This window comes from Vibrio sp. CB1-14, from assembly GCF_040412085.2.
Lineage (GTDB): Bacteria > Pseudomonadota > Gammaproteobacteria > Enterobacterales > Vibrionaceae > Vibrio > Vibrio chaetopteri.
Map to the genome: position 1 here is coordinate 847,699 of NZ_CP115921.1, position 25,531 is coordinate 873,229.

Genomic DNA, 25,531 nt, shown 5'->3' on the forward strand with positions numbered 1-25,531 from the left:
TATACAGGGTACTGAATTACCTACCTATCGACAAGATGCACATCAGCTGGGCCGCATAATGCCGTAAATCTACTGAAACCGGGGTTTGAGGGTTTCTTTATAACCAAAAGTGATGAAGTTCATCGAAAAAAATTATACTGCACGCATGTGCAGCATGTATTGATCTCTTTCAAATTATACATATACTGCACAATTGTAAAGTTAATTTACTGCACGCCCGTAAAATATAATTTGGGATAAATATTATGAAAACCCATCGTCTATTCAAAACTGCCAGTATGCTGGTCCTGCCCTTGTTGGCAGTCGTCGGCCTTTCTGGTTGTAATCAAGCTCAATCAGAAATCAATGAACCGGTCATTAAGCCCGTCAAAGTGGTTCAGGTGCCTGAGCTCAACTTTGCTCCTGTTAGCAGTTACCTAGCACAAGTTGATGCAACAGATCGTGCTCAACTTTCTTTTCAGGTGGCGGGACAGATTTCGTCTATAGACGTCAAAATGGGTGAAGCCATTAAGAAAGGTGAAATCTTAGCGACGCTCGATCCGACCGACTATCAAGTGGCACTTGACGCCAAGCAAGCAGAATTCGATCTTGCCGAATCCCAGTGGAAGCGAGCAAAGCAGCTGTTTGCTAAAAAGCTTATTAGTGCCGATGAGTTCGATCGCAACGAAACTCAATATAAAGCGGCACAAGCCTCACTCGCACAAGCAAAAGCGGATCTTGGTTACACCCAAATTATCGCCCCATTTGATGGTGTGGTCTCTTTAACCTACCAAAAGCCCTTTGAAGTCGTTGGTGCCAAACAACCCATTTTGAATCTAATTAGCAGTGATGATCTCGATGTCACCTTCACTATCCCTGTAAGAGAAGTGAAGGCGATGACGCTAGAGGAGCTGAAAAATCAGCACTTTTTTGTGACGTTGGATAGCCATCGTAATCAACGTATTGAAGCAAGGTTCCGTGAGATTGCTATGCAGCCAGATCTTGATACCAATAGCTATGCAGCGGCAGTAACAATGGTTAAACCACATAACATCAATGTGTTGTCAGGCATGTCTGGTCTGGTGCATATCCAAAGCGAAGCCAAAGAGCGCGCTTTTTCGCTACCTGCGAGCGCGTGGATAAGTCAGCAAGAGAGCAGTGGCAAAGTTTGGCGTTTTGACCCGATGACAGAGCAAATCAACCAAATCCAACTTTCAACCAATGAAAACGGCGCAGTGACAGCAGGCTTGCAGCAAGGTGACCAAATAGTGGTCGCAGGCGCTGCAAACTTAGTTGAGGGACAGCGAGTAAAACTATGGACACGTGAGGGTGGTATCTAGTGAAAAAGTCAATTATTGCCATCGGTCTCGCATCGCTAGCGTTAACGGGTTGCTACTCGGATATCACCGTTCGTGAACGTGCCCCTTTGATGGTGGAGTCCATTGAGGTATCTAAGCCTGTAGAGCAGCAATATCGTGAGTTTAAAGGTCAAGTTGTGACTGCGGAGCAAACCAAGCTGTCATTTCGCATTCAAGGTGAAATAGCCCATTTGCTTGTAAAACCGGGTCAATCGGTGAAGAAGGGTCAGGTTGTTGCCAAGCTGGATGATGAAAAACTTCAGCAGCAATATCGTGATGCTCTGGCTCAATATGAGCTGGCGACTAAGCAATTGCGTCGAGGTACGGAGCTTTACGCGCGTGACATGATTTCAAACTCTGAATTGGATGAGTTGACTTCAAACCGTCAACTAGCGAAAGCGCAGTACCAAAACATCCAACATCAAATTCAGTACACCAGTCTAAAAGCACCGTTTTCCGGTGTCGTGGCCGAAGTGAGCAAAGAGCGTTTTGAGAACGTTGGTCCAGGTGAAACTGTGGTGTCCATTTATCAGGATGACAAAGTCTATGTGAAGATCAGTCTTTCTGACCACATTCTAGCGTCTATTACCCCACAAGCTCAGCGCAATGCTTATCAGCCGCGTGCTTTTTTCTCTGGGGTTGAAGACAGTTTCATCATGTCTTACCTGGAACATTCTAGCGAGCCTGATGCGCAAAGCCGAGCCTATGAATTGTGGCTGCAAATGCCTCAGCCAAAAGCAAAGATTTTGCCGGGAACCAGCGTGTCTGTTCATGTTGATATGGTGGCCGCTGGTTTGAGCACGATTCAAGGTTATCAACTGCCTATGACGGTGCTAGAAGCAGGCTTTGAGCCGCAACAGTTTTACGTTTGGAAGCATGAAGATGGTGTAGCAATGAAAACACCCGTGCGTGTCGATCAGGTGAATAGCTTTGGCGTGATTGTCGATTCTGGCGTTGCTCAAGGTGATGTTCTAATTAGCTCAAGTTTGAGAAAGCTCAGAGATGGCGAAGCAGTAGCACTCATGGAGAACAATAAGTAATGAGTTTGACCGAGTATTCAATTAAAAACCGCGTCATTAGCTGGCTGTTTCTGGTCATTTTGGCCATTGGTGGTATTCAGTCGTTTAACGATCTAGGTCGTCTTGAAGACCCTGCTTTTACCATTAAAGATGCGATGGTGATTTCGACTTATTCCGGCGCAACATCAACGGAAGTAGAAGAAGAGCTCACGTATCCACTTGAAAAGGAGATCCGTAAGCTTCCTTATATTAAGAACATTAAGTCGACGTCATCCGCCGGGCTGTCACAAATCATGGTCAGTATGGAAATGGACTATGGCCCAGACGAGCTTCCGCAGATTTGGGACGAAATGCGTCGTAAGATTAATGACTTAAGACCAAACCTGCCATCAGGTGTGAATTCGATTCAGATCATCGATGACTTTGGTGATGTGTTTGGTGTGATGATCATGCTGACTGGTGATGGTTACGACTATGTGGAGCTTAAACGGTATTCTGATTATCTAAGTCGTGAGCTTGAGTTGGTCGATGGCGTTGGAAAGGTGTCGATTGCGGGTGACCAGAAAGAGATGCTGTTTGTGGAGTTATCGCTGGAACGTCTCTCTGCACTTAACCTAGATATGAACACCGTTATGGGACTGCTGAATCAGCAAAATAGCGTGCAGTCTGCCGGTGAAATCATGATCAACGGCGAAAGCTTGGCGATTCGTCCAAACGGTAATCTGGACTCAGTGGAGTCGCTGGAAAATCTGATTATCCACGGCCGCGACACGGGCAACCTGATTCGCTTAAAAGATGTGGCTGAGATTTCCAAAGGTATCCAAGAAAAGCCATCGAACGTGATTACCTTTAACGGTAAGCCTGCTATCAATCTAGCTATCTCATTTGGCGCGGGCGTTAACGTAGTTGAAGTTGGTAAAGCTTTAGATGCACAGCTTCAAGCGCTGGAAAACATCAAGCCTGCAGGCATTAATCTCGACTACTTCTATAACCAGTCGGCGGAAGTGGATAAGTCGGTACAAGACTTTGTTGTCAGTCTTGCTCAGGCTGTGGGCATCGTGATTGTGGTGTTGCTGTTCACCATGGGTATGCGCAGCGGCATCATTATTGGTGCGGTTCTGCTGCTTACGGTGTTTGGTACTTTCATTATGATGAGTATCAACAATATCGAGCTGCACCGTATCTCGCTAGGCGCACTGATTATCGCGCTTGGTATGCTGGTGGACAATGCCATTGTGATCGTCGAAGGCATTCTGGTCGGGCTCAAGCAAGGTCAAACTAAGAAGCAAGCTGCGATGAGTATTGCTAAGCAAACTCAGTGGCCGCTGCTTGGTGCAACGGTGATTGCTATCACAGCGTTTGCGCCAATTGGCTTGTCACAAGACGCGACGGGCGAGTTTATGGGTTCGCTGTTTTGGGTACTGTGTTATTCGTTGTTCCTAAGCTGGATCACGGCACTAACTCTAACGCCGTTCCTAGCCGATATCTTGCTGAAAGAATCGGATAAGAATGACCAAGCCGCTGATGCAGATCCATACAAAGGCGTGCTGTTTACAGTGTTCCGTTGGTCTTTGGAGTTGGCATTGAAACTACGTTGGCTTACGGTCGCAGGTATGATTGCGCTGCTTGTCTCCGCAGTCATGGCGTTTGGTCTGGTAAAACAGTCGTTTTTCCCACCGTCAAATACGCCAATGTTCTTTGTCGATATGTGGATGCCGGAAGGCACTGATATTCGCCAAACGCTCAAGCAAACCGAGCAGGTAGAAGCGTATATCCAAGAGCAGGACAATGTTGAGTTTGTGTCTTCGACCGTTGGACAAGGCCTGCAACGTTTCATGCTGACTTATCAGCCTGAGAAGAGCTATGAAGGCTTTGCGCAGTTGCAAGTGCGCACAACTAGCCGCGATAACATGTTTGGATTGCTCAATAAGCTAGACGCGGAATTGTCTTCTCAATTTGCAGCACCTACGTTCCAGCTACGATTGATGGAATTTGGACCGTCGCCAGCGTCTAAGATAGAAGCACGTATTATTGGCCCAGATCCGCAGGTACTGCGTGATATCGCGGTGCAAGTTGAAGATGTATTACTTGCCGATCCTGGTTCGAGAAACGTTCGTCATGACTGGCGTGAGCGTACTAAGCAGTTGGTACCTCAGTTCAACGAGTCAAAGGCGCGCCGCTTGGGTATCTCAAAAGAAGATCTATCAAGCACCCTGCAATTGGCGTTCGGTGGAAACACGATTGGTGTGTTCCGCGATGGTACGCAAATGCTACCAATCGTGACCAGATTAACGGAAGCAGAGCGGGTTGATTACGCGTCGCTACAGAACATCTCCATTTGGAGCCCAATGCTGCAAACGTATGTGCCCGTTGAGCAGGTGATTGATAATGTCACGTTGGAATGGCAAGAACCAATTATTCAACGCCGTGACAGAAAACGTACGCTAACCGTTCTCGCTGACCATGATGTGTTGGGCGACGAGACGGCGGCAAGTTTATTCGCTCGTGTTAAGCCACAGGTAGAATCACTGCCTCTACCTGCTGGCTACACGATCGAATGGGGTGGCGAATATGAGTCATCTAAAGACGCGCAAGAGGCGATGTTTAAGTCGCTTCCGATGGGCTATCTGTTGATGTTCATTATCACTATGCTGCTTTTCAACTCGTTTAAGAAGCCGTTGGTGATTTGGCTCACGGTACCGCTCTCTATCATTGGTGTGGCGTTTGGTTTGCTGGTGTCTAATATGCCGTTCAGCTTTACTGCGTTGCTTGGTCTACTTAGCCTTAGTGGCATGATCCTGAAAAACGGTATTGTGCTTATGGATCAAATCAACTTGGAACTTGATAGTGGCAAAGACCCATATCTGGCGCTGGTTGATAGTGCGGTAAGTCGTGTACGCCCAGTGAGTATGGCTGCGCTTACGACTATTTTAGGGATGATACCGTTGGTGTTTGATGCCTTCTTTGGATCAATGGCGATCACCATTATGGCGGGTCTAGGGTTTGCAACCGTGCTGACCTTGATTGTGGTGCCAGTTCTGTTTGCTATTTTCTTTAAGGTAAAACCGGCGAAATAACTGAAATTACAGTGAATATGATCAAAGGCCTGCATTTATTGCAGGCTTTTTGCGTTGTAGCGAGTGCAAAATTGAACCCGCTTCTCGTAATTTCGCCGCAATTTTGTGTTTTTTGCGGACGAGTTCGGTATTCATCGGCTTTAACGAGCGATTTGTAAGTTAATTTCGAAATCTTGATCAAATTTTCGCAAAATAATGACGTTATTTTGGAATACCAACCACATTTTTTGGCATGATCGTTTTGCCAAACGACCAAGATTAAACACAATATGGTCACGAATCATTCAGAACAGATGGAGAGACTTGAAATGCCAACTAACTACTGCACCGCGTGCAAAAAGGATACGGCACACAAAGCAGTGATGCGACGCAGCCACAACGATAACTCATCTATCGTTCAAAACTTCCAAATGTTGATGTCTCAACTGGTTAACGGCAGCGGCTACTACAAGCTAGAGCGACAGCTTTATTGCCGTGTATGCAATAAGCAGAATCAACAAACAGTGAAGACTGTACTTAGCGGTCAAACGAATCTCGCATAAATTAACACTGTAAACTGATATCGATTGATGGCATTTGTCACAACTTTGTGATCTCACATCTTTTTACATGCATAACCTTTGATTTACAATCGTGGAGTATCCCGTTCACTTGAGTTAAATCAATGGCTTCGCTTGCTTTAGATAAAATCGATTTAGAAATACTGCGCATACTTAGCCGCAAAGGTCGTATGCCAATAGTTGAGTTGGCTAAGCTGGTCAATTTGACGACCTCCCCTTGCTCAGATCGCGTGAAACGTTTGGAAAAAGAAGGTTTCATTGTGGGTTATCACGCTGAACTCAACCCAGAGAAACTGGGGTTGGATGTTCAAGTGTTTATTCATATCCGTCTTGATCAGACGAGTTTCTCTATCTTTGAAAAATTTGCCAAGGCTGTCGAGTTGATGCCTGAAATCGAAGAGTGTTACTCACTCTCTGGTGATTTCGATACCATGATTAAGGTGAGAACCAAAGATATGAAGTCTTATCAATCTTTCATGTCTACCAAACTGGGCACTTTGCCGGGTGTTATACAAACCAGAAGTGAAGTCGTGATAGAAGAGCATAAAACTGGGTTTGGCGTGAATCCGGATCTTCTTGACACGCTGTAGACTCATCTCGACAAACCATTACCAAGTATCCGTTGCATCCCACGGTATCTTCAATGAACCTTCTCATTGGAGATACAGTTCATGTCTTTTTTGAGAATTTTCACATTTTCTAATCTCTAAGGGTTTAAAAGCCTGATTTTTATTGGTAATTACTTAGTAAAGTAAATTAGAAATCTGCTTTTACAGTCCTACACTGAACATATATAAAACTATCTTATAAACAATGAGTTGCTTCAGTGAATGTGGACAGTTGACTAAGTGTGTTGCGACGGTTGTTCGAGGAGTTCGCCATGAGTATTGCTGCGTTATTGGGTCTAGTCGATTTGTCAGGAACGTTAGTTCTTGATTCAAATGGCAAAATTGTCTTGCTGCCAGAAGGTGCTGAAATGAGACCCGGTGATATAGAGCTGTCGCCGGATAACTTGGTTCCTGATGTTGAACTGCGGGAAACACTATTTGCTCAGATTAATTCCCAAGCCGAAAACAGTGCTTCCGATTTAGAGGACTTCTCAGCCAACGATCTCGATGCCGATGCGATTATCGCTCAAATTGAGGCCGGTGCTGATCCTACTCAAAATGAAGACCAAGCCACAGCAGCAGGTGGCTCATTAAGCTCCAGTATCACCGATGCTGCTACCGTCGAAGCAATTAATCCACAAGTCTTAGCCGCTACGTTTTTTGAAACCCTGGGCCTCAATAGACAAGACCTGACAGAAACACAAACCAATGCACTGTTAGATATCGCAACGAACAGTGCGCCCGTCACTCTATTTGAAGCGCGAAACTATGATGAAGAGTCACAGGACAGTGATTTAGGGTTGACCTTTCCAACGGATACCGATGGTGATGCTCTAACCGTTGCAGTCACAGAGCTTCCTAAACTGGGGCAAGTGACGCTCGCAGATGGCACGCCGGTTAGTCTTGGGCAAACCCTGACTCAAGAGGAGTTTGAGAATCTACAGTTTGATGCGCCCCAAGAGTACACGTTTGGTGAAGATGCAGGCCAGTTTACTTATAGCGTTGATGATGGGCAGGGTCAGCCGGACTCCGTGCAAACGGGTGGTGTGTTACTAGAAATCAATCCAATCAATGACATACCGGTTATTGACGAAGTAGGGCAAGGTACCTTAGTTGAGAGTGGTAATCTTGACGATGGCCAAATTGTAGAAGGTGTGAATACGGCTTCCGGTAGCATTAGTGCCTCTGATAATGATACGGATGCAGCGCTGACTTATGGCGTAGAAAACGATACCAATGAATACGGTCAGCTTAGAGTCGATCCCGAAACGGGCGACTGGGTATTTACTTTGGATAACAGCTCTTCTGCGACGCAAAGCTTAAAAGAAGGCGACTCAATAAACACCACATTTGAGGTAACCGTTACCGATGATAAAGGCGCGGTCACTACAGAAACACTAACGCTTACCATTAATGGCACTAACGATTTACCGACATTTGATGCGGGTGGCGATGCTGCTGGGACTGTGACTGAGCAGGGAGATGGTATTGGCAGCGACAACCTAGCCTCAGGTGCTTTGTCAGTAACCGATGTTGATGCGGATGCGATTCTCACATTTGAAATTGAGTCTGAACAAAATGACTTTGGCTCTTTCTCAGTGGATGAAAATGGTCAATGGCAGTTTGAACTCGACAATGAAGCTTCGGTGACTCAGGCGTTAAGTGAAGGTGAAACGGAAACCCTGAACTACACGGTTTCTGTTACCGATGAATTTGGCGCTCGTAGCGAGCAGGTTGTTACGATTACGGTAATCGGTACGAATGATACTCCGGAAATAAAGGATGGAAGGGGCACCAGCGGCGCTGTGAATGAGGCGGGTCATCGTGACGATGGCACACTGTTTCCAGGTAAGGTGTCTGATTTTGGCATCATACGAGCGGTGGACAATGATGGAACGCTTAGCTTTACCACTACGGACAAGAGTGACTATGGCGAATTTACCATAAACGCGTTGACCGGTGAGTGGCGCTTTACCTTAGACAATAACGCAGCGATTACTCAGTCTTTAAAAGAAGGTGAGACGGGTGAAGTTGTATTCAATATCAAAGTAGCTGATGAAGCGGGGGCGTTTGTCATGCAGCCCGTTACCATTGAAATCTTTGGTGCCAATGATCAACCTACAATATCTTCATCGAGCGACTTAGACGGCACCGTTATTGAGTCTGGAGACAACACAGAAGGTACGTCTTTTGCGTCCGGAACTCTCGTCGGAGAGGATGTTGATGACGACACAACCTTCACCTTCTTTGTAGAAGATGGTGGCAGTGAGTACGGCCAGTTGGTGATGAAGCCAAATGGTGAATGGACGTTTGAGATTGATAATGACTCAGCCGCAACTCAAGCTCTAAATGCGGGAGACTCCGTAGACATTACCTACCCAGTTACCATCCGAGATGAGTTTGGCGCAATCAACAGCGAGGCATTGACGATTACTGTTGTCGGAACCAATGACTTACCGCAGATTATCAATGGTTCCTCCTCTGCACTGACCGAAGACTCAGGCACTGATGCTCTTGGTTACCTAGTGGCAACCGATACATTGGTGATTAGTGATAAAGATGCCGATGAGGAGACGTTTAACCCTGGGAACGCAGAACCAGTAGGTTCAACACTAGGCTCACTAACTATCGCGGCAGATGGTACTTGGACGTACTCAGTAGATAATTCATTAGCGGCGGTGCAAGCTCTGGATGTTGGCGATCAGTTGGTTGAAGAATTTATCGTAACCTCTGCCGACGGCACTGCGCACACCATCGCTGTCACCATCAACGGTACCGAAGATGAAACCTTCATCACCGGTCCAACGGCAGATACGGTGAAAGAGGACAATGATGTAGATGCTGGTCTTCTCACTGCTGGCGATAATCTGTCGCTCACCATTACCGATAATGATGCTGGCGAGAATAAATTCAGTACCACCGTCACCAGTGTCGTTAACGACAATGGTCAGCTTCCGCTGGGCATCTTAACCATTACTGAAGATGGTGACTGGTCGTATCAAGTTTCCAATGCACTGCAAGAGCTCCAGTCCCTCGGTGACGGCGATACGCGCGTCGAGCGATTCACTGTTACCTCTATCGATGGTTCAAAAACCGAAACCATTGAAGTCACGATTCAAGGTACCAACGACTTGCCTCTTATTGGCGGCAATGCTGTGGGCAGCGTTACCGAAGACTTTGAAGTACAAACGGGAGACCTTCTCAAAGACAATGGTCAGTTGACGATTTCTGATGCGGACACTGGCGAAGCCAAGTTCCAAATGGTCGTGACGCCAGTAGGAAGCGTTCTGGGTACGCTCACCATCACCGAAACGGGTGCGTGGAACTACGAAGTTGATAATACCAATCCAACGGTTCAAGGATTAGGCGAGGGTGACTCACTCACCGAGACATTCCAAGTATTGAGCGAAGACGGTACCCCGCAAAATATCGTCATTACCATCAATGGTGTTAACGATGTGCCGACTATCACCTCGGGCGATTCTGTTATCGCTCAAGAAGACGTCTTGGTGGATGGCGACGGCAACATCGTCGCGACTAATACCCTTGTGATTTCCGATGATGATACGGGCGAAGAAGTGTTTAATGCTGGTACGGCAACGCCGGTCGGCACAACGCTTGGCACCTTGACCATAGATGCAGCTGGCGTTTGGACTTATAAAGTCGATAACTCGCTACCGCAAATTCAAGCCCTTGATGTGGGTACCAGTCTAACGGAGTCGTTCACAGTGACATCCGCCGATGGCACTGAACATCAAATCGATGTCACGGTCAATGGCACCGAAGATCCGACCATCATCAGTAACTACCAGCCAGGCGCAGTGACTGAAGATACCGCCGGTATCCTCACCGATTCAGGCAGCCTGAGTATTGCCGACCTTGATGCGGGTGAAGCTCTATTCAACACCACCGTCACTAAGCTCAATAATGGTGATGGTCATTCGCCTCTAGGCAATCTCACTATTGATGCCAATGGTAACTGGACCTACACCGTCGATAACTCCCTCACTGGCGTGCAAGAGCTGGGTGATGGTATTACTCGCGATGAAGTGTTCCAAGTGACTTCCATTGATGGTTCCGTGAGTCAAACCATAGTAGTGACGATTACGGGTGTCGATGGCGCACCGTCGATCGTCAGCGGAGAATCGGGAGATGTCACCGAAGATGCCGTTGTAGCTCCTAGCGATACCTTAGTGGCCACAGATAAGCTAGTGATTACCGATGAAGATGCCGGTGAGAACGTCTTTGATGCCGGTACCGCAACGCCAGTGGGCACCACGCTAGGTTCGCTCACTATCACGGCCGACGGCACTTGGACTTACACGCTGGATAACACACTCTCAGCCGTTCAGGCGTTGGATGATGGCGACAAAGTCATAGAAGAGTTCACCGTCACGTCTGCTGATGGCACCGAACACACGATTGCCGTCACCATTAACGGCACCGAAGATGAAACCTTCATCACCGGTCCAACGGCAGATACGGTGAAAGAGGACAATGATGTAGATGCTGGTCTTCTCACTGCTGGCGATAATCTGTCGCTCACCATTACCGATAATGATGCTGGCGAGAATAAATTCAGTACCACCGTCACCAGTGTCGTTAACGACAATGGTCAGCTTCCGCTGGGCATCTTAACCATTACTGAAGATGGTGACTGGTCGTATCAAGTTTCCAATGCACTGCAAGAGCTCCAGTCCCTCGGTGACGGCGATACGCGCGTCGAGCGATTCACTGTTACCTCTATCGATGGTTCAAAAACCGAAACCATTGAAGTCACGATTCAAGGTACCAACGACTTGCCTCTTATTGGCGGCAATGCTGTGGGCAGCGTTACCGAAGACTTTGAAGTACAAACGGGAGACCTTCTCAAAGACAATGGTCAGTTGACGATTTCTGATGCGGACACTGGCGAAGCCAAGTTCCAAACGGTCGTGACGCCAGTAGGAAGCGTTCTGGGTACGCTCACCATCACCGAAACGGGTGCGTGGAACTACGAAGTTGATAATACCAATCCAACGGTTCAAGGATTAGGCGAGGGTGACTCACTCACCGAGACATTCCAAGTATTGAGCGAAGACGGTACCCCGCAAAATATCGTCATTACCATCAATGGTGTTAACGATGTGCCGACTATCACCTCGGGCGATTCTGTTATCGCTCAAGAAGACGTCTTGGTGGATGGCGACGGCAACATCGTCGCGACTAATACCCTTGTGATTTCCGATGATGATACCGGCGAAGAGGTGTTTAATGCGGGCGCCGCAACGCCGGTCGGCACAACGCTTGGCACCTTGACCATAGATGCAGCTGGCGTTTGGACTTATAAAGTCGATAACTCGCTACCGCAAATTCAAGCCCTTGATGTGGGTACCAGTCTAACGGAGTCGTTCACAGTGACATCCGCCGATGGCACTGAACATCAAATCGATGTCACGGTCAATGGCACCGAAGATCCGACCATCATCAGTAACTACCAGCCAGGCGCAGTGACTGAAGATACCGCCGGTATCCTCACCGATTCAGGCAGCCTGAGTATTGCCGACCTTGATGCGGGTGAAGCTCTATTCAACACCACCGTCACTAAGCTCAATAATGGTGATGGTCATTCGCCTCTAGGCAATCTCACTATTGATGCCAATGGTAACTGGACCTACACCGTCGATAACTCCCTCACTGGCGTGCAAGAGCTGGGTGATGGTATTACTCGCGATGAAGTGTTCCAAGTGACTTCCATTGATGGTTCCGTGAGTCAAACCATAGTAGTGACGATTACGGGTGTCGATGGCGCGCCGTCGATCGTCAGCGGAGAATCGGGAGATGTCACCGAAGATGCCGTTGTAGCTCCTAGCGATACCTTAGTGGCCACAGATAAGCTAGTGATTACCGATGAAGATGCCGGTGAGAACGTCTTTGATGCCGGTACCGCAACGCCAGTGGGCACCACGCTAGGTTCGCTCACTATCACGGCCGACGGCACTTGGACTTACACGCTGGATAACACACTCTCAGCCGTTCAGGCGTTGGATGATGGCGACAAAGTCATAGAAGAGTTCACCGTCACGTCTGCTGATGGCACCGAACACACGATTGCCGTCACCATTAACGGCACCGAAGATGAAACCTTCATCACCGGTCCAACGACGGACACAGTGAAAGAAGACACCGATGTGGATGCTGGTCTTCTTATTGCTGGCGACAATCTATCGCTCACTATTACGGATAACGATGCTGGCGAGAATAAATTCAGCACTACAGTCACTAGTGTCGCGAACGACAACGGTCAGCTTCCGCTTGGCACCTTAACCATCACCGAAGATGGCGACTGGTCTTATCAAGTCTCCAACGCACTTCAGGAGATCCAATCTCTAGGTGACGGCGATACGCGCGTCGAGCGATTCACTGTTACCTCTATCGATGGTTCAAAAACCGAAACCATTGAAGTCACGATTCAAGGTACCAACGACTTGCCTCTTATTGGCGGCAATGCTGTGGGCAGCGTTACCGAAGACTTTGAAGTACAAACGGGAGACCTTCTCAAAGACAATGGTCAGTTGACGATTTCTGATGCGGACACTGGCGAAGCCAAGTTCCAAACGGTCGTGACGCCAGTAGGAAGCGTTCTGGGTACGCTCACCATCACCGAAACGGGTGCGTGGAACTACGAAGTTGATAATACCAATCCAACGGTTCAAGGATTAGGCGAGGGTGACTCACTCACCGAGACATTCCAAGTATTGAGCGAAGACGGTACCCCGCAAAATATCGTCATTACCATCAATGGTGTTAACGATGTGCCGACTATCACCTCGGGCGATTCTGTTATCGCTCAAGAAGACGTCTTGGTGGATGGCGACGGCAACATCGTCGCGACTAATACCCTTGTGATTTCCGATGATGATACCGGCGAAGAGGTGTTTAATGCGGGCGCCGCAACGCCGGTCGGCACAACACTTGGCTCCTTAACCATCGATGCAGCTGGCGTATGGACTTATAAAGTCGATAACTCACTGCCGCAAATCCAAGCGCTGGATGTGGGTACCAGTCTAACGGAGTCGTTCACAGTGACATCCGCCGATGGCACTGAACATCAAATCGATGTCACAGTTAACGGCACTGAAGATCCAACCATTATCAGCAACTACCAACCAGGTGCGGTGACCGAAGATACGGCGGGTATCCTCACCGACTCAGGCAGTCTAACGATTACTGACCTTGATTCCGGTGAAGCCCTGTTCAACACCACCGTCACTAAGCTCAATAATGGTGATGGTCATTCGCCTCTAGGCAATCTCACTATTGATGCCAATGGTAACTGGACCTACACCGTCGATAACTCCCTCACTGGCGTGCAAGAGCTGGGTGATGGTATTACTCGCGATGAAGTGTTCCAAGTGACTTCCATTGATGGTTCCGTGAGTCAAACCATAGTAGTGACGATTACGGGTGTCGATGGCGCGCCGTCGATCGTCAGCGGAGAATCGGGAGATGTCACCGAAGATGCCGTTGTAGCTCCTAGCGATACCTTAGTGGCCACAGATAAGCTAGTGATTACCGATGAAGATGCCGGTGAGAACGTCTTTGATGCCGGTACCGCAACGCCAGTGGGCACCACGCTAGGTTCGCTCACTATCACGGCCGACGGCACTTGGACTTACACGCTGGATAACACACTCTCAGCCGTTCAGGCGTTGGATGATGGCGACAAAGTCATAGAAGAGTTCACTATCACGTCTGCGGATGGCACCGAGCACACCATTGCTGTCACCATCAACGGCACCGAAGATGAAACCTTCATCACCGGTCCAACGACAGATACGGTGAAAGAGGACAATGATGTAGATGCTGGTCTTCTCACTGCTGGCGATAATCTGTCGCTCACGATTACTGACAACGATGCTGGCGAGAATAAATTCAGTACCACCGTCACCAGTGTCGTTAACGACAATGGTCAGCTTCCGCTTGGTACCTTAACCATTACTGAAGATGGTGACTGGTCGTATCAAGTTTCCAATGCACTGCAAGAGATCCAGTCCCTCGGCGACGGCGATACGCGCGTCGAGCGATTCACTGTTACCTCTATCGATGGCTCTAAAACCGAAACCATCGAAGTGACCATTCAAGGCACCAATGACCTGCCTGTTATAGATGGCGATGCAGTAGGCTTAGTTATTGAAGACATCAATGTTCAGCCTGGCGACCTTCTTAAAGATAATGGTCAGCTTACTATTTCTGATGTGGATACAGGCGAAGCTAAGTTCCAAACCACTGTCACGCCAGTGACTGTAGGGGGCATCACACCTATTGGTACTATCACCATTACAGCGACCGGTGCTTGGAGTTATGAAGTCGATAATACCGCCACTGAAGTTCAGCAACTTGGTGCGGGCGATACCAGAACAGAGACTTTCCAAGTTCTCAGTGAAGATGGCACTCCTCACAATGTTGTCGTTACCATCAATGGCACCAATGACGCCCCTCAGATCGGCGGTCTGTCGTATGTAGAACTTACTGAAGACCAAGCAACGCAAATAGATGCGAACGGCGATTTGAATTTCACATCACAGGCGACGATAAGTGATGTAGACCTTGGGGAGGGAGCTTTCGTTCCTGCTACCTTGACTGCAGCAGCTGGAAACTTTACCGACGGGGCGTTAACCATAGACTCTGCGGGTAATTGGACGTACAAAATTCCAAACGGCAGCGCTAATGTGCAAGGTTTGGCTGCGGGTGAGCGTGCAACTCAAACCTTTACCGTTGAAACCGACAATAACACCACACACACCATTACGGTCGATATCGTCGGTGTTAATGACGGTTCAGTGCTAATCAGTGACCCATCTGAATCTATAGGCAGCGTCACCGAAGATGACACCCAAGTCACACTGTCAGACAATGGCGTGCTGGAATTGTCTGATGTCGATGGTGCGAATGAAGAGGTCTTCAATACCAATCCGAATACCTTTACATCAACCAGTACCGTTGAAGGCGCTGCGGCAGATCAAGCGCTTGGTACATTGACTATTACCACCAATGGAGCGTGGAATTACCAAATACCGAACGCCAATGTTGAGTATTTGGGGCAGGGTGAAACGGCAACTGAAACATTCACGGTCTTGTCTGAAGATGGCACTCCGCACACCATAACGGTTACCATTATTGGTACGAATGATGCACCAGTCATTGCGGGTACGAGTGATCCTGATGGAACCGTGGTGGAATCTGGACATGAAGATACAGGGGGTGTTGTCCTAGGTACGCCAAGTATCGAAGGCCAGATTGTAGCTAGCGATATCGACCTACCCGATAACGACGTTTTGGATTACTCCGTAGCGAATGCCACCAACCCTTATGGCACCGCTTCAGTTGACCAAAATGGCGTGTGGAAATTTGAGCTAAACAATGGTTCAGATGCTACCCAAGCACTAGAAGAAAATGAGACTGCTACTGTGACGTTTGATGTCGTGGTGACCGATGATCAGAACGCCACTGCAACCCAGCAGGTCACCATTACCATTCAGGGCACCAACGACAAACCGTACCTAACCTCCGGAGGGGTATTTGCCGATTCAGTCAAAGAATCTGGACTCAACGAAGCGGGCGATCAACGAGCTGACGGACAAATTAACGCTGATGATTATGATCTCGCGGATAATGCGCAGTTGAGCTATGCCTTTGATTCTAATGACAGCACGGCAACCAGCGTTGAAAATCAATACGGTACCTTTACCATCAACAGTGATGGTTCATGGTCGTTTGAACTGGATAACACAAAACCTGCCACCCAAGCACTAAGAGCTGGAGAGTCGACAACGGTAGATATTGATGCCTTCATAATCGATGACCGAGATGCCTACATTAGCCAAACTCTCACGGTGACCATCAATGGTACCAATGATCAGCCAACGATCTCTGGTACCAATACTGGTGATGTGGTTGAAGACAGAAATGTCACGCGAGAAAATGGTGTTCGTTATATCACCAGTGAAGGGTCACTTCGTGTCGATGACGTTGATACCGGAGAGAGCATCTTCAACACTACCGTTGAACCAGTCGGTTCCCCTCTCGGTACTTTAACTATTGATGCTCTTGGTGACTGGGATTATCAAGTGAACACTCGCGAGAGCGCGATTCAGCGCCTTGGTGTGGATGAAACCATGGAAGAGTCGTTCCGTGTTTACTCTGTTGATGGCACGTCCTTTGAAACCATCACTATCACGATTACTGGTACTAATGATCGTCCCAATATCCGTGGTAGGAGCTCCGACTCTATTACTGAGAATGTCGAAGGAGATGATAGCGAAGTTAAAGCAACTGGCGATCTCAACCCAAGAGATGCGGATGCGACTGATGTGCATACCTGGTCTGTCGTTGGCAGTTCAGACGGACAGTATGGCTCGTTCTCAATCAATGCCTCTACAGGCACTTGGGAGTACATTCTCGATAACGACAAAGCCGATTCGTTGCAAAAAGATGAGCTCGTTACGGAGACCTTTACGGTTCTTGTCGACGATGGCAACGGCGGTACTCGCACCAAAGACGTTACGATCAATATTACTGGTACCAATGATGCGTTGGTATTGACGGGTGATGATAGCGCGACAGTCGTTGAAGACCTCAACATTACCGAAGATGGTGTCATTGACGTTAGCGATCTCGATACTTTGGACACGTTTGAGTTTGAAGTGTTGAATCCCGTTGGTGTGCTTGGCGATTTAACTATCGATCAGAATGGTAAGTGGACTTACACGCTTGTTCCAAATCGTGCGGAGCATTTAGAGGATAACGTTACCTATCCAGCGGATTCTCAATTTGGTGAGCAAATATTCCAGGTCAGTGTCACAGATGGTACGGCAACTAAGGTGTTCGAAGTCAGCATTGACGTTATTGGTACCAATGACGCTCCAGACATTGATGGTGTGCGTACTGGCGTACTGTATGAAGTGAATGGGTATGGTCAAACCGTTGGCGCTGACTTAGGCGCGAACGATCCGGATCTCAATGAAACTGAAGCGTGGCAGATTAACGACACCAATGCGGGTGTAGGTACCTATGGTACTTTGACGCTGAATCCAACGACCGGTGAGTGGGAGTATACGCTGGGCGTGAGTGATGGCCAAAAAGCCTCTGTAGATGCCCTTGCTCACGACAGTGTCGTTACTGAAACATTCTCAGTGAGCGTCACCGACAAATACAACGCGGTGAGCACCAAAACCATCACTATTACGGTTAACGGCGACAACGATCGTCCAGTGATTGGCGGAACCTTAGCCGGTGAAGTGACGGAAGATGTACATCCTGATGATAACCCTGCCAACCCAATCACCACATCGGGTACGCTGACGGATGGCGATGTCGATATTGGTGACGACCATACTTGGTCAATTAATTCGACCAAAGGGCAGTACGGTAATATCTCCATCGACCCACAATCTGGCGAGTGGGTGTATACCCTCAACAATAACAACCCGACCGTTCAGGGGTTGAAAGGTGTCGATAGTGAAACGCTAACCGACACCTTTACCGTTACAGTGAAAGACGATTCAGGTCAAAGTGATAACACTGCAACTCAAACCATCACTGTCACGATCAAAGGCACCAATGATACGCCGGATGTTAAAGGCGACACTTCTGGTAGCGTGATCGAAGCGACCAATGCTCGCTCAAGTGCCACTGGTGCGCTTACTGTCAGCGACATCGATACCACTGACTCTCATACCTGGACAGTCGAGAACGAAGATCAAGCGACAGGCCAAGCAAGCGGCACCTACGGTTATATGTCGGTTGATGACAATGGTCGATGGACGTATCAGTTGCAAAGTGACTGGGATGCCACCCGCGAGATTCCACCGGGTGAAAGCCGTGTCGACAGTTTCGAAGTCATTGTCACTGACGAAGGAGGGCTGACTGACACCATTACCGTTAACGTCACCATTGCCGGTACCAATACCGATCCAGAAATCTCAGTGCAGCCGAGCTACACCGTTATTGAAGATGGTGCCAACCTAAGTGGTACCGTCATCGCAGGTGTGCCAACTCAAGGTCAGCTCGATAGCAACGTGATTGGCGGCGGTGATCCTGATCTCAATGAAGTAGTGACTTGGAGCGTTTTGGACGGCGGTCAATACGGTACATTTAGTATCGATGAAGCGTCGGGCACGTGGCAGTATGTACTTAACAATAACGCTCTGGCCGTGGATTCACTTGATAAGGGTGACACGCTGGAAGACACCGTGCGTATTCGAGTGCTGGACAAGTTTGGTCATGAGTCGATTCAAGATATCACCATTAATATCGTTGGTGAAAATGACGTGCCGAACATACGTGGTGCTCAAACTCGTACAATCTCAGAAGATACAATCGAGGCAGGGAATTATACCGCTACCGGTCAGTTAAATCCTGGCGATGTTGATGCTGATGATTTCCATCTATGGGAGATATCAGATTCTAACGGTGGTCGTGGTGAATATGGGTCACTGATACTGTCGTCTGATGGTCAGTGGACATTTACTTATGATCAAGCGGACAAGTTAGATGATATTAAAGCATTAAAGCCTGGAGAGCGGGTGACGGACACCTTCGAGGTGACGGTGACTGACAGTCATGATGCAACGTCCACCGAGCTTGTGACGATTCGAATTGAAGGTCAAAACGATGCTCCGACTGTAAGTGGAGATATCACAGGCACTTATGTTGAAGACAATGGTACCGATGACCCATCAGACGATCTGACGCCGTTAACGGGGCGCGCGATACTGTCAGATGTTGATAATGATGACTTTGCGGAATTTGTTATTGCAGATGGTCAAACAGAGAATGTCTATTCAGGTCTTTATGGCGATCTATCAATCGATAAAGATGGCAATTGGCAGTTCACACCGAAAAACGATGTGATTCAGTCGTTGAATGAGGATGAGGTGAAGCAAGAAGTCTTTACCGTTATCGCTCAGGATCAAAATGGGGCCACTATTACTCAGGATATTACGATCTCGATAGAAGGGCGAAATGATGTTCCGGTAATAACCGGTGAATCAACGGGTACGGTCGTAGAGGACGGTACGGCCGACATCTATGGGGTTGATTTGACGCGTACTGACGGACAATTAGTCGCCAGCGATGTCGATAATGAAAGCTCTATTAGTGGATGGTCTATCGAGACTTCCGGAGTGGGTACCTATGGCACGTTAACGGTCGATAATAATGGCAAGTGGACCTATGTCATCGACAACTCTTTGCCTGCCACACAAGCTTTGATCTCTGGTGAAACTGTTCAGGAAACGTTTTATGTTGTGGCGACAGATAACGACGGAGGCATATCTAATCGCCAAGAGGTCGTGATCGATGTTGTCGGTCAGCGCGATCCAGGTGACGGTTCTGGAGGTGGCGGCATTATTCCAGTGGATATCTCGGAATTAGAGGTAACTGAGGATGGTCAACTTATTGATGGCGACTCTTACATATTTGATGTCCCTGAGGCAGCTCGCTTTGTACCGGTTAACGGTGGAATCTATGGGCAGCTGGTGAGAACGCCAGACGGCAACTGGCAGTATGAGCTTGATAATGATTCACTCCTTGTTCAAGGTCTGGATGAGGGAGAAACCGCGACAGAGAATTGGCGTATTATTCTTGGCCCGTTCTACATTAATGTTGATGTGACCATCAATGGTACAGCGGATAAGCCTGAGATTACTTACAGTTCAGACACAACGAGTCCACAAGATGACACCATTTTCTTAGGTGAAGCCTTTGAGGACGTAACGGACTCAATTTCGGGTGTGTTGGGCGTTGATGACGCAGATCTTGGTGATACCCATGTGTGGGTAGTAGAGAACGGTCAAGGCAGCTATGGTACGTTAACGGTTGACTCAGAAACAGGTGAATGGACATATGTGTTAGACCCATCCGTAGAACTGCCTGCGGGTGAAGAAGTCTTTGACACCTTCTTTGTAACGGTAACAGACACCGATCCTAACGAAGATCTAAGTACAGCCTCTGATAGACGCGAGGTGAAAGTTAAGATTGTCGGTTCGGCTGAAGATGTTGTTGTGGAAGACAAAATCGTAGTTGAAACCGTTACAGCGAATGAAGATAACGATGACCCGAATGAGCTCGGCACTGGCGATTCTGCAATAACGATTACATCTGCGGATGCAGGAGGGCCTCTTGCACTTGATCCTGATCTTGGCTTGGGTGACCAAATCACCTGGACCTTGATTGACGGAAGTGGTACATATGGAAATATCACAGTGAATCAAGATGGTTCCTGGGTCTTTACGCTTGATAATGACAGCCAAGCAGTACAATCACTCCAAGAGGGGCAGACTCGCCAGGATGTCTTCGAGGTCTATGCCGTTGACCAATATGGCAAAACCATTGTGGATGAAAACGGGCTACCTCAGACCTTAGAGATTGTAGTCAACGTCAATGGTCAAAACGACGCGCCAACGCTGCAAGCGAACGTTGAAGAAACCATAGTGGCGGACGACCCTGATCAAACCATTTCTGGTCAGCTGTCGGTGTCTGACGTCGATACTCAAGATCAGAATCTTCATACTTGGGCTGCGACACCAACGAGCGTAGAAAATGACTACGGCACGCTTCAATTTAATAGCGACGGCTCATGGACTTACGTGGTCAATCCAAACAATGCGGATATCATTGCGCTTGGTGCCAATGAGTCAATCCCACAAACCTGGCAAGTCACGGTTACAGATCCATCTGGTCTAACCGATACCCAAACGCTCACGATCAACATCCGTGGTGAAAACCAAGCGCCGACAATGGTGACTCAAGATGGCGAAGTGACGGAAGATGATACCAACGGCTCGGGTAGTATTTCTGTTACCAAAGCGATTGTCCTTGATGATGTTGATACCAACGATACGGTGACACTGGCTGCAGCGGATCTCAATGGCACTTATGGCCAATTTGTCGTCGACCCAACAACCAATACTTGGACGTACGAACTTTATAATGATGAGCCGCATGTTCAAGCTTTGGCCGACGGGGTGAAAGTAGTTGAATCATTCACGGTGCGCGCAACAGACAGCTTTGGTGCAGAGGTGACACAAACCGTTGAAGTCACCATTACCGGCACCAATGACAGGCCAAGTGTTTCTGGCGCGGCAACAGGTTCCGTGAGCGATAACTTAGGCAGCACCGCCAGCGGTAAAGTCACCGTCGCCGATGTGGATATTGGCGATGGCCATACTTTCGACGTCAAACAAGACACCGACTTAGGCACATTCACCATCGATAATACAGGCAAGTGGACGTTTGTTGTCGATGAGGAAAATGCAGAAATTAACGCTTTGGCCAAAGGTCAAACTAAGACGGTTCAGGTAAGCGTGATTGCTACTGATGATTCCAATGTCAGCGCAACGGAAGAGTCGAACGAGCACTTCATTACTATTACCATTGTTGGTACCAATGATGCGCCTCAAATTGTGGATATCGGTCAGCAGATGGCCACAGAAAACACCAATACTCAGCTATCTGGAACGTTTGATGATGGTGATGTGGATACGGTGAATATTGCCGATGACCATCTTTGGGAAGTCGTCTCTGGTGACCCGCGTGGTGACTTGAGTGCTGACCCTACAACGGGGGCGTGGACGTTTGATCTTACCGGCGATTTTGAATACTTGTCTGAAGGTGAAACGCTACCGGCACCATTGACTTATGAGGTCAAAGTGACGGATGAGCATGGTGCAAGTGATACCATTACAGTTGAGTTCCAAGTCACGGGCACCAACGATGCACCAACGGTCGTTGCCGGTGATACCGTCGCGACCGGTACTGTATTTGAAGACCCAACAGGCACTGAGTCAGGTACGGCGTCGGGTGAAGTGAAAATTTCAGATGTCGATCAAAGTGATACGCATAGCTATAGTTTGAGCGGTACCAGTATGATGACCGAAATTGTCGGCACTTACGGCACGCTAAAACTGATCGATGGCGACACCGACGATACGGTGAAGTGGGAGTATGTGATCGATCAGGATAAAGTTGATTCACTTAACGATGGCCCTGTCAGCGAGAGCTTTGATTTATATATTGAAAGCTTAGTTGGCGGCGCTGCCCAAGGTGATGCGATTACTCAATCGATTGATATTACTGTCCAAGGTCGGAATGACGCTGCCATTGTTAGCCCAGACTCTGAGACTCTGGATGAGACCAATGCGGCACTGACATTGTCCGGCAATCTAGATGCAACCGATGTCGATAACCCTGACGATACCTTTACGGCGCAAACAGATGTACAGGGCACCTATGGCAAGTTCAGCGTGCAAGCAGATGGTCAGTGGACATTCGTTGCAGACGAAGCGTATGACTCGCTTAACGTTGGACAAAGTGTTTCGGAAACATTCCAAGTGACCACTATTGATGGTACGCCAACGTCAGTAACGGTGAAAATCGAAGGTACCAATGATGCTGCACAGGTCAGTGTAGGCTCTGTTGTGACCGATGAAACCGATGCAGCGTTAACCATCAGTGATACCTTGACGGCGTCGGATGTGGATAATCCGGACAACACTTTCACCCCATCAAGTGAAGTAGGAACCTACGGCAGCTTCTCCATCGACGCCAACGGCGTTTGGACGTTCGTTGCGAATGACTCCTTCGATAACTTGAATGTGGGTGAGCATGTCAAAGAGACCTTTAACGTTACTTCGGTAGACGGTACTCCTTCCACGGTAACGGTACAGATCAACGGTACCAATGATGCCTCGACTATAAGCGCTGCGAGCCAAGAGCTAACAGAGACTGACAGCGCTCTAACGGCTGGTGGTACGCTAACCTCTGTTGATCCAGATAATCCAGATAACAGTTTTATCGGCCAAAGCAGCACGGTTGGCACGTTAGGTACCTTTACGCTGAGCGCATCGGGTGTGTGGACGTTTGAGGCCAACAGCGCCTTTGATAACCTTGCAGATGGTGTACGCGTTGAAGAGGTGTTTGATGTGTTCTCTATCGACGGCACCCAGTCGCAAGTAACCATCGGTATTACGGGTAGCAACGACGCAGCAACGGTTGATTCAGCGGATGTCAGTCTACAAGAGAGCGACATTGTATTGACGACCGGTGGCACGTTGACGGCAACAGATGTCGATAATCCAGATAATACGTTCATCCCACAGAACAACGTGGCTGGCACCAATGGTACTTTCTCAATTGATGCCAGCGGTGTATGGAGCTATACCGCAAATCAAGCCTTTGATGGCCTCAATAGTGGCGAATCAGTATCCGACACCTTTATCGTTAAGTCGGCGGATGGGACTGAGTCGAGTGTCAAAGTGACCATCAATGGCACCAATGATGCCGCGACTATTAGTGCTGTCGACCGCGTGATCGCTGAAACCGATGCTGCGTTAAGTACCGGAGGCACATTAACGTCGAGCGACCCAGATAACTTGGATAACAAGTTCTTGGCACAAGCCAGTATTGCTGGCGCTCATGGCGTATTTAGCATCGATGAAGATGGCGTGTGGAGCTATGATGCCAACGAGGCATTCGATAGTCTCAACGTTGGTGACTCAGTGGTTGATTCGTTCAATGTACAGTCGATTGATGGCACGGTATCGACGGTGAAAGTGACCATTCAAGGGACTAACGATGCCCCTGTAATTGGTGGCACTGTGTCTGCTGGCGTTCAGGAAGGTGTGACCGACTCAGCGACAGGAACCGTCACCGCGTTGGACGTGGACAGCACAGTTACCCGTTCTCTACGTGGTGGTACTTTAGTGGGGGATGTTTATACTGCAACAGGGACATACGGTACCTTGACCTTTAACATTGCCACCGGCATCTGGGCCTATGTGCTGATTGCTGGAAATAGCAACGCGCTCGCTGCGGGCGATACTGACACCGATAACTTTATTATCGATGTGAGTGATGGCCTAACGTCGCTTGAGCAACCAATCACCATTACGGTAACGGGCAATCAAGGATTGCGTGGTGACAGTGCGCTAGATGACATCTTAGTCGCAACGTCAGACGATGAATGGATGTTTGGTAATACCATCCCGGCTGGTGGCGGTATTAGTAGCGATAATGACTCGCAAGACACCTTCCGTTGGGAAACTGCGAACCTGGCCGGTACGGATACCATCAAAGACTTTGATGTACGTGACGTCACAACCAGTGATCCAAACATTAAACACGATGTCGTCGATTTAACGGCGGTCGCATTTAAAGATGATCAGTTGCTCACCGATCAGCTCAGCGTGTCAGAGCAAAGTGGCAATACGGTGTTCGAGATTTCCGACAATGGCGTCGTGTTGCAATCCATCGTTCTTGAAGGCATCGCACTGCATACCCTGCTTGGTGTAACGCCAAGTGAGGTGAGTGATTTCACGCCAACAGAAGTCTTGGTTGCGCTGTATCAGTCTGAACAGTTAACCCTGCCAGATCAGATAAAGATTGGTACGGACTCTGCGACTACGGAAACCATTGTGGGTACCGATGACAGTGACATCCTATTTGGCGGTGGCGGTAATGACATCCTCACCGGTGGGGATGGTCATGACTTGTTCTTGTTTACCGAAGATGCCGCGGGGACGACTGCAGATCCTGCAGAACAGACCGTTACTGACTTTAGTGTTGGCAGCGATATTTTGGATATTTCTGATCTATTACCAGTGCACGACAACATTGGCGACTTACTTGGGAATATCAGCATTTCTGTTACGGATGATCCTGCAGATGCCATGGACAACGCGACAACGGTAATTAGCGTCACCAACAATGGTGAACAAACAGACATTACCTTAGAAGGTGTTGGATGGAATGAGCTTGGGATTTCGGATGCTAGCGTGATCAATGATCCGGGTAATCATCAAACAGAGTTACTCAATCAACTTGATACCATGAACGTGATTAAGATTGATCCGTAATAACTCGCTGAAGTGAAAGGGGCTGGGGGATACC

At 48.3% G+C, this 25,531-nt stretch carries 6 protein-coding genes; all 6 read left to right on the forward strand.

Annotated features, from left to right (window positions below; all coding sequences use genetic code 11):
• Window positions 1-245: 245 nt before the first annotated feature.
• Complete coding sequence (locus PG915_RS19780; protein WP_353500110.1) at window positions 246-1,319, forward strand: efflux RND transporter periplasmic adaptor subunit; 1,074 nt, start codon at window positions 246-248, stop codon at window positions 1,317-1,319.
• A complete protein-coding gene (locus tag PG915_RS19785; protein ID WP_353500111.1) occupies window positions 1,319-2,377 on the forward strand; it encodes an efflux RND transporter periplasmic adaptor subunit in 1,059 nt (352 codons plus the stop codon). Before PG915_RS19780 ends, PG915_RS19785 begins: the two co-directional genes overlap by 1 nt.
• Window positions 2,377-5,433, forward strand: a complete 3,057-nt coding sequence (locus tag PG915_RS19790; RefSeq protein WP_353500112.1) for an efflux RND transporter permease subunit — start codon at window positions 2,377-2,379, stop codon at window positions 5,431-5,433. Before PG915_RS19785 ends, PG915_RS19790 begins: the two co-directional genes overlap by 1 nt.
• Window positions 5,434-5,741: 308 nt before the next feature.
• On the forward strand, window positions 5,742-5,975 hold the full coding sequence (locus PG915_RS19795; RefSeq protein WP_353500113.1) for a hypothetical protein: 234 nt from the start codon (window positions 5,742-5,744) through the stop codon (window positions 5,973-5,975).
• A 122-nt stretch (window positions 5,976-6,097) separates the two neighbouring features.
• Window positions 6,098-6,583, forward strand: a complete 486-nt coding sequence (locus PG915_RS19800; protein WP_042499897.1) for an Lrp/AsnC family transcriptional regulator — start codon at window positions 6,098-6,100, stop codon at window positions 6,581-6,583.
• A 290-nt stretch (window positions 6,584-6,873) separates the two neighbouring features.
• A complete protein-coding gene (locus PG915_RS19805) occupies window positions 6,874-25,497 on the forward strand; it encodes a VCBS domain-containing protein (protein WP_353500114.1) in 18,624 nt (6,207 codons plus the stop codon).
• Window positions 25,498-25,531 lie beyond the last annotated feature (34 nt).

What these genes read in the sequence shown, in the direction of transcription:
- PG915_RS19780 (WP_353500110.1), top strand. Translation starts at nt 246, where the DNA reads ATGAAAACCCATCGTCTATTCAAAACTGCCAGTATGCTGGTCCTGCCC.
- PG915_RS19790 (WP_353500112.1), top strand. Translation starts at nt 2,377, where the DNA reads ATGAGTTTGACCGAGTATTCAATTAAAAACCGCGTCATTAGCTGGCTG.
- PG915_RS19795 (WP_353500113.1), top strand. Translation starts at nt 5,742, where the DNA reads ATGCCAACTAACTACTGCACCGCGTGCAAAAAGGATACGGCACACAAA.
- PG915_RS19800 (WP_042499897.1), top strand. Translation starts at nt 6,098, where the DNA reads ATGGCTTCGCTTGCTTTAGATAAAATCGATTTAGAAATACTGCGCATA.
- PG915_RS19805 (WP_353500114.1), top strand. Translation starts at nt 6,874, where the DNA reads ATGAGTATTGCTGCGTTATTGGGTCTAGTCGATTTGTCAGGAACGTTA.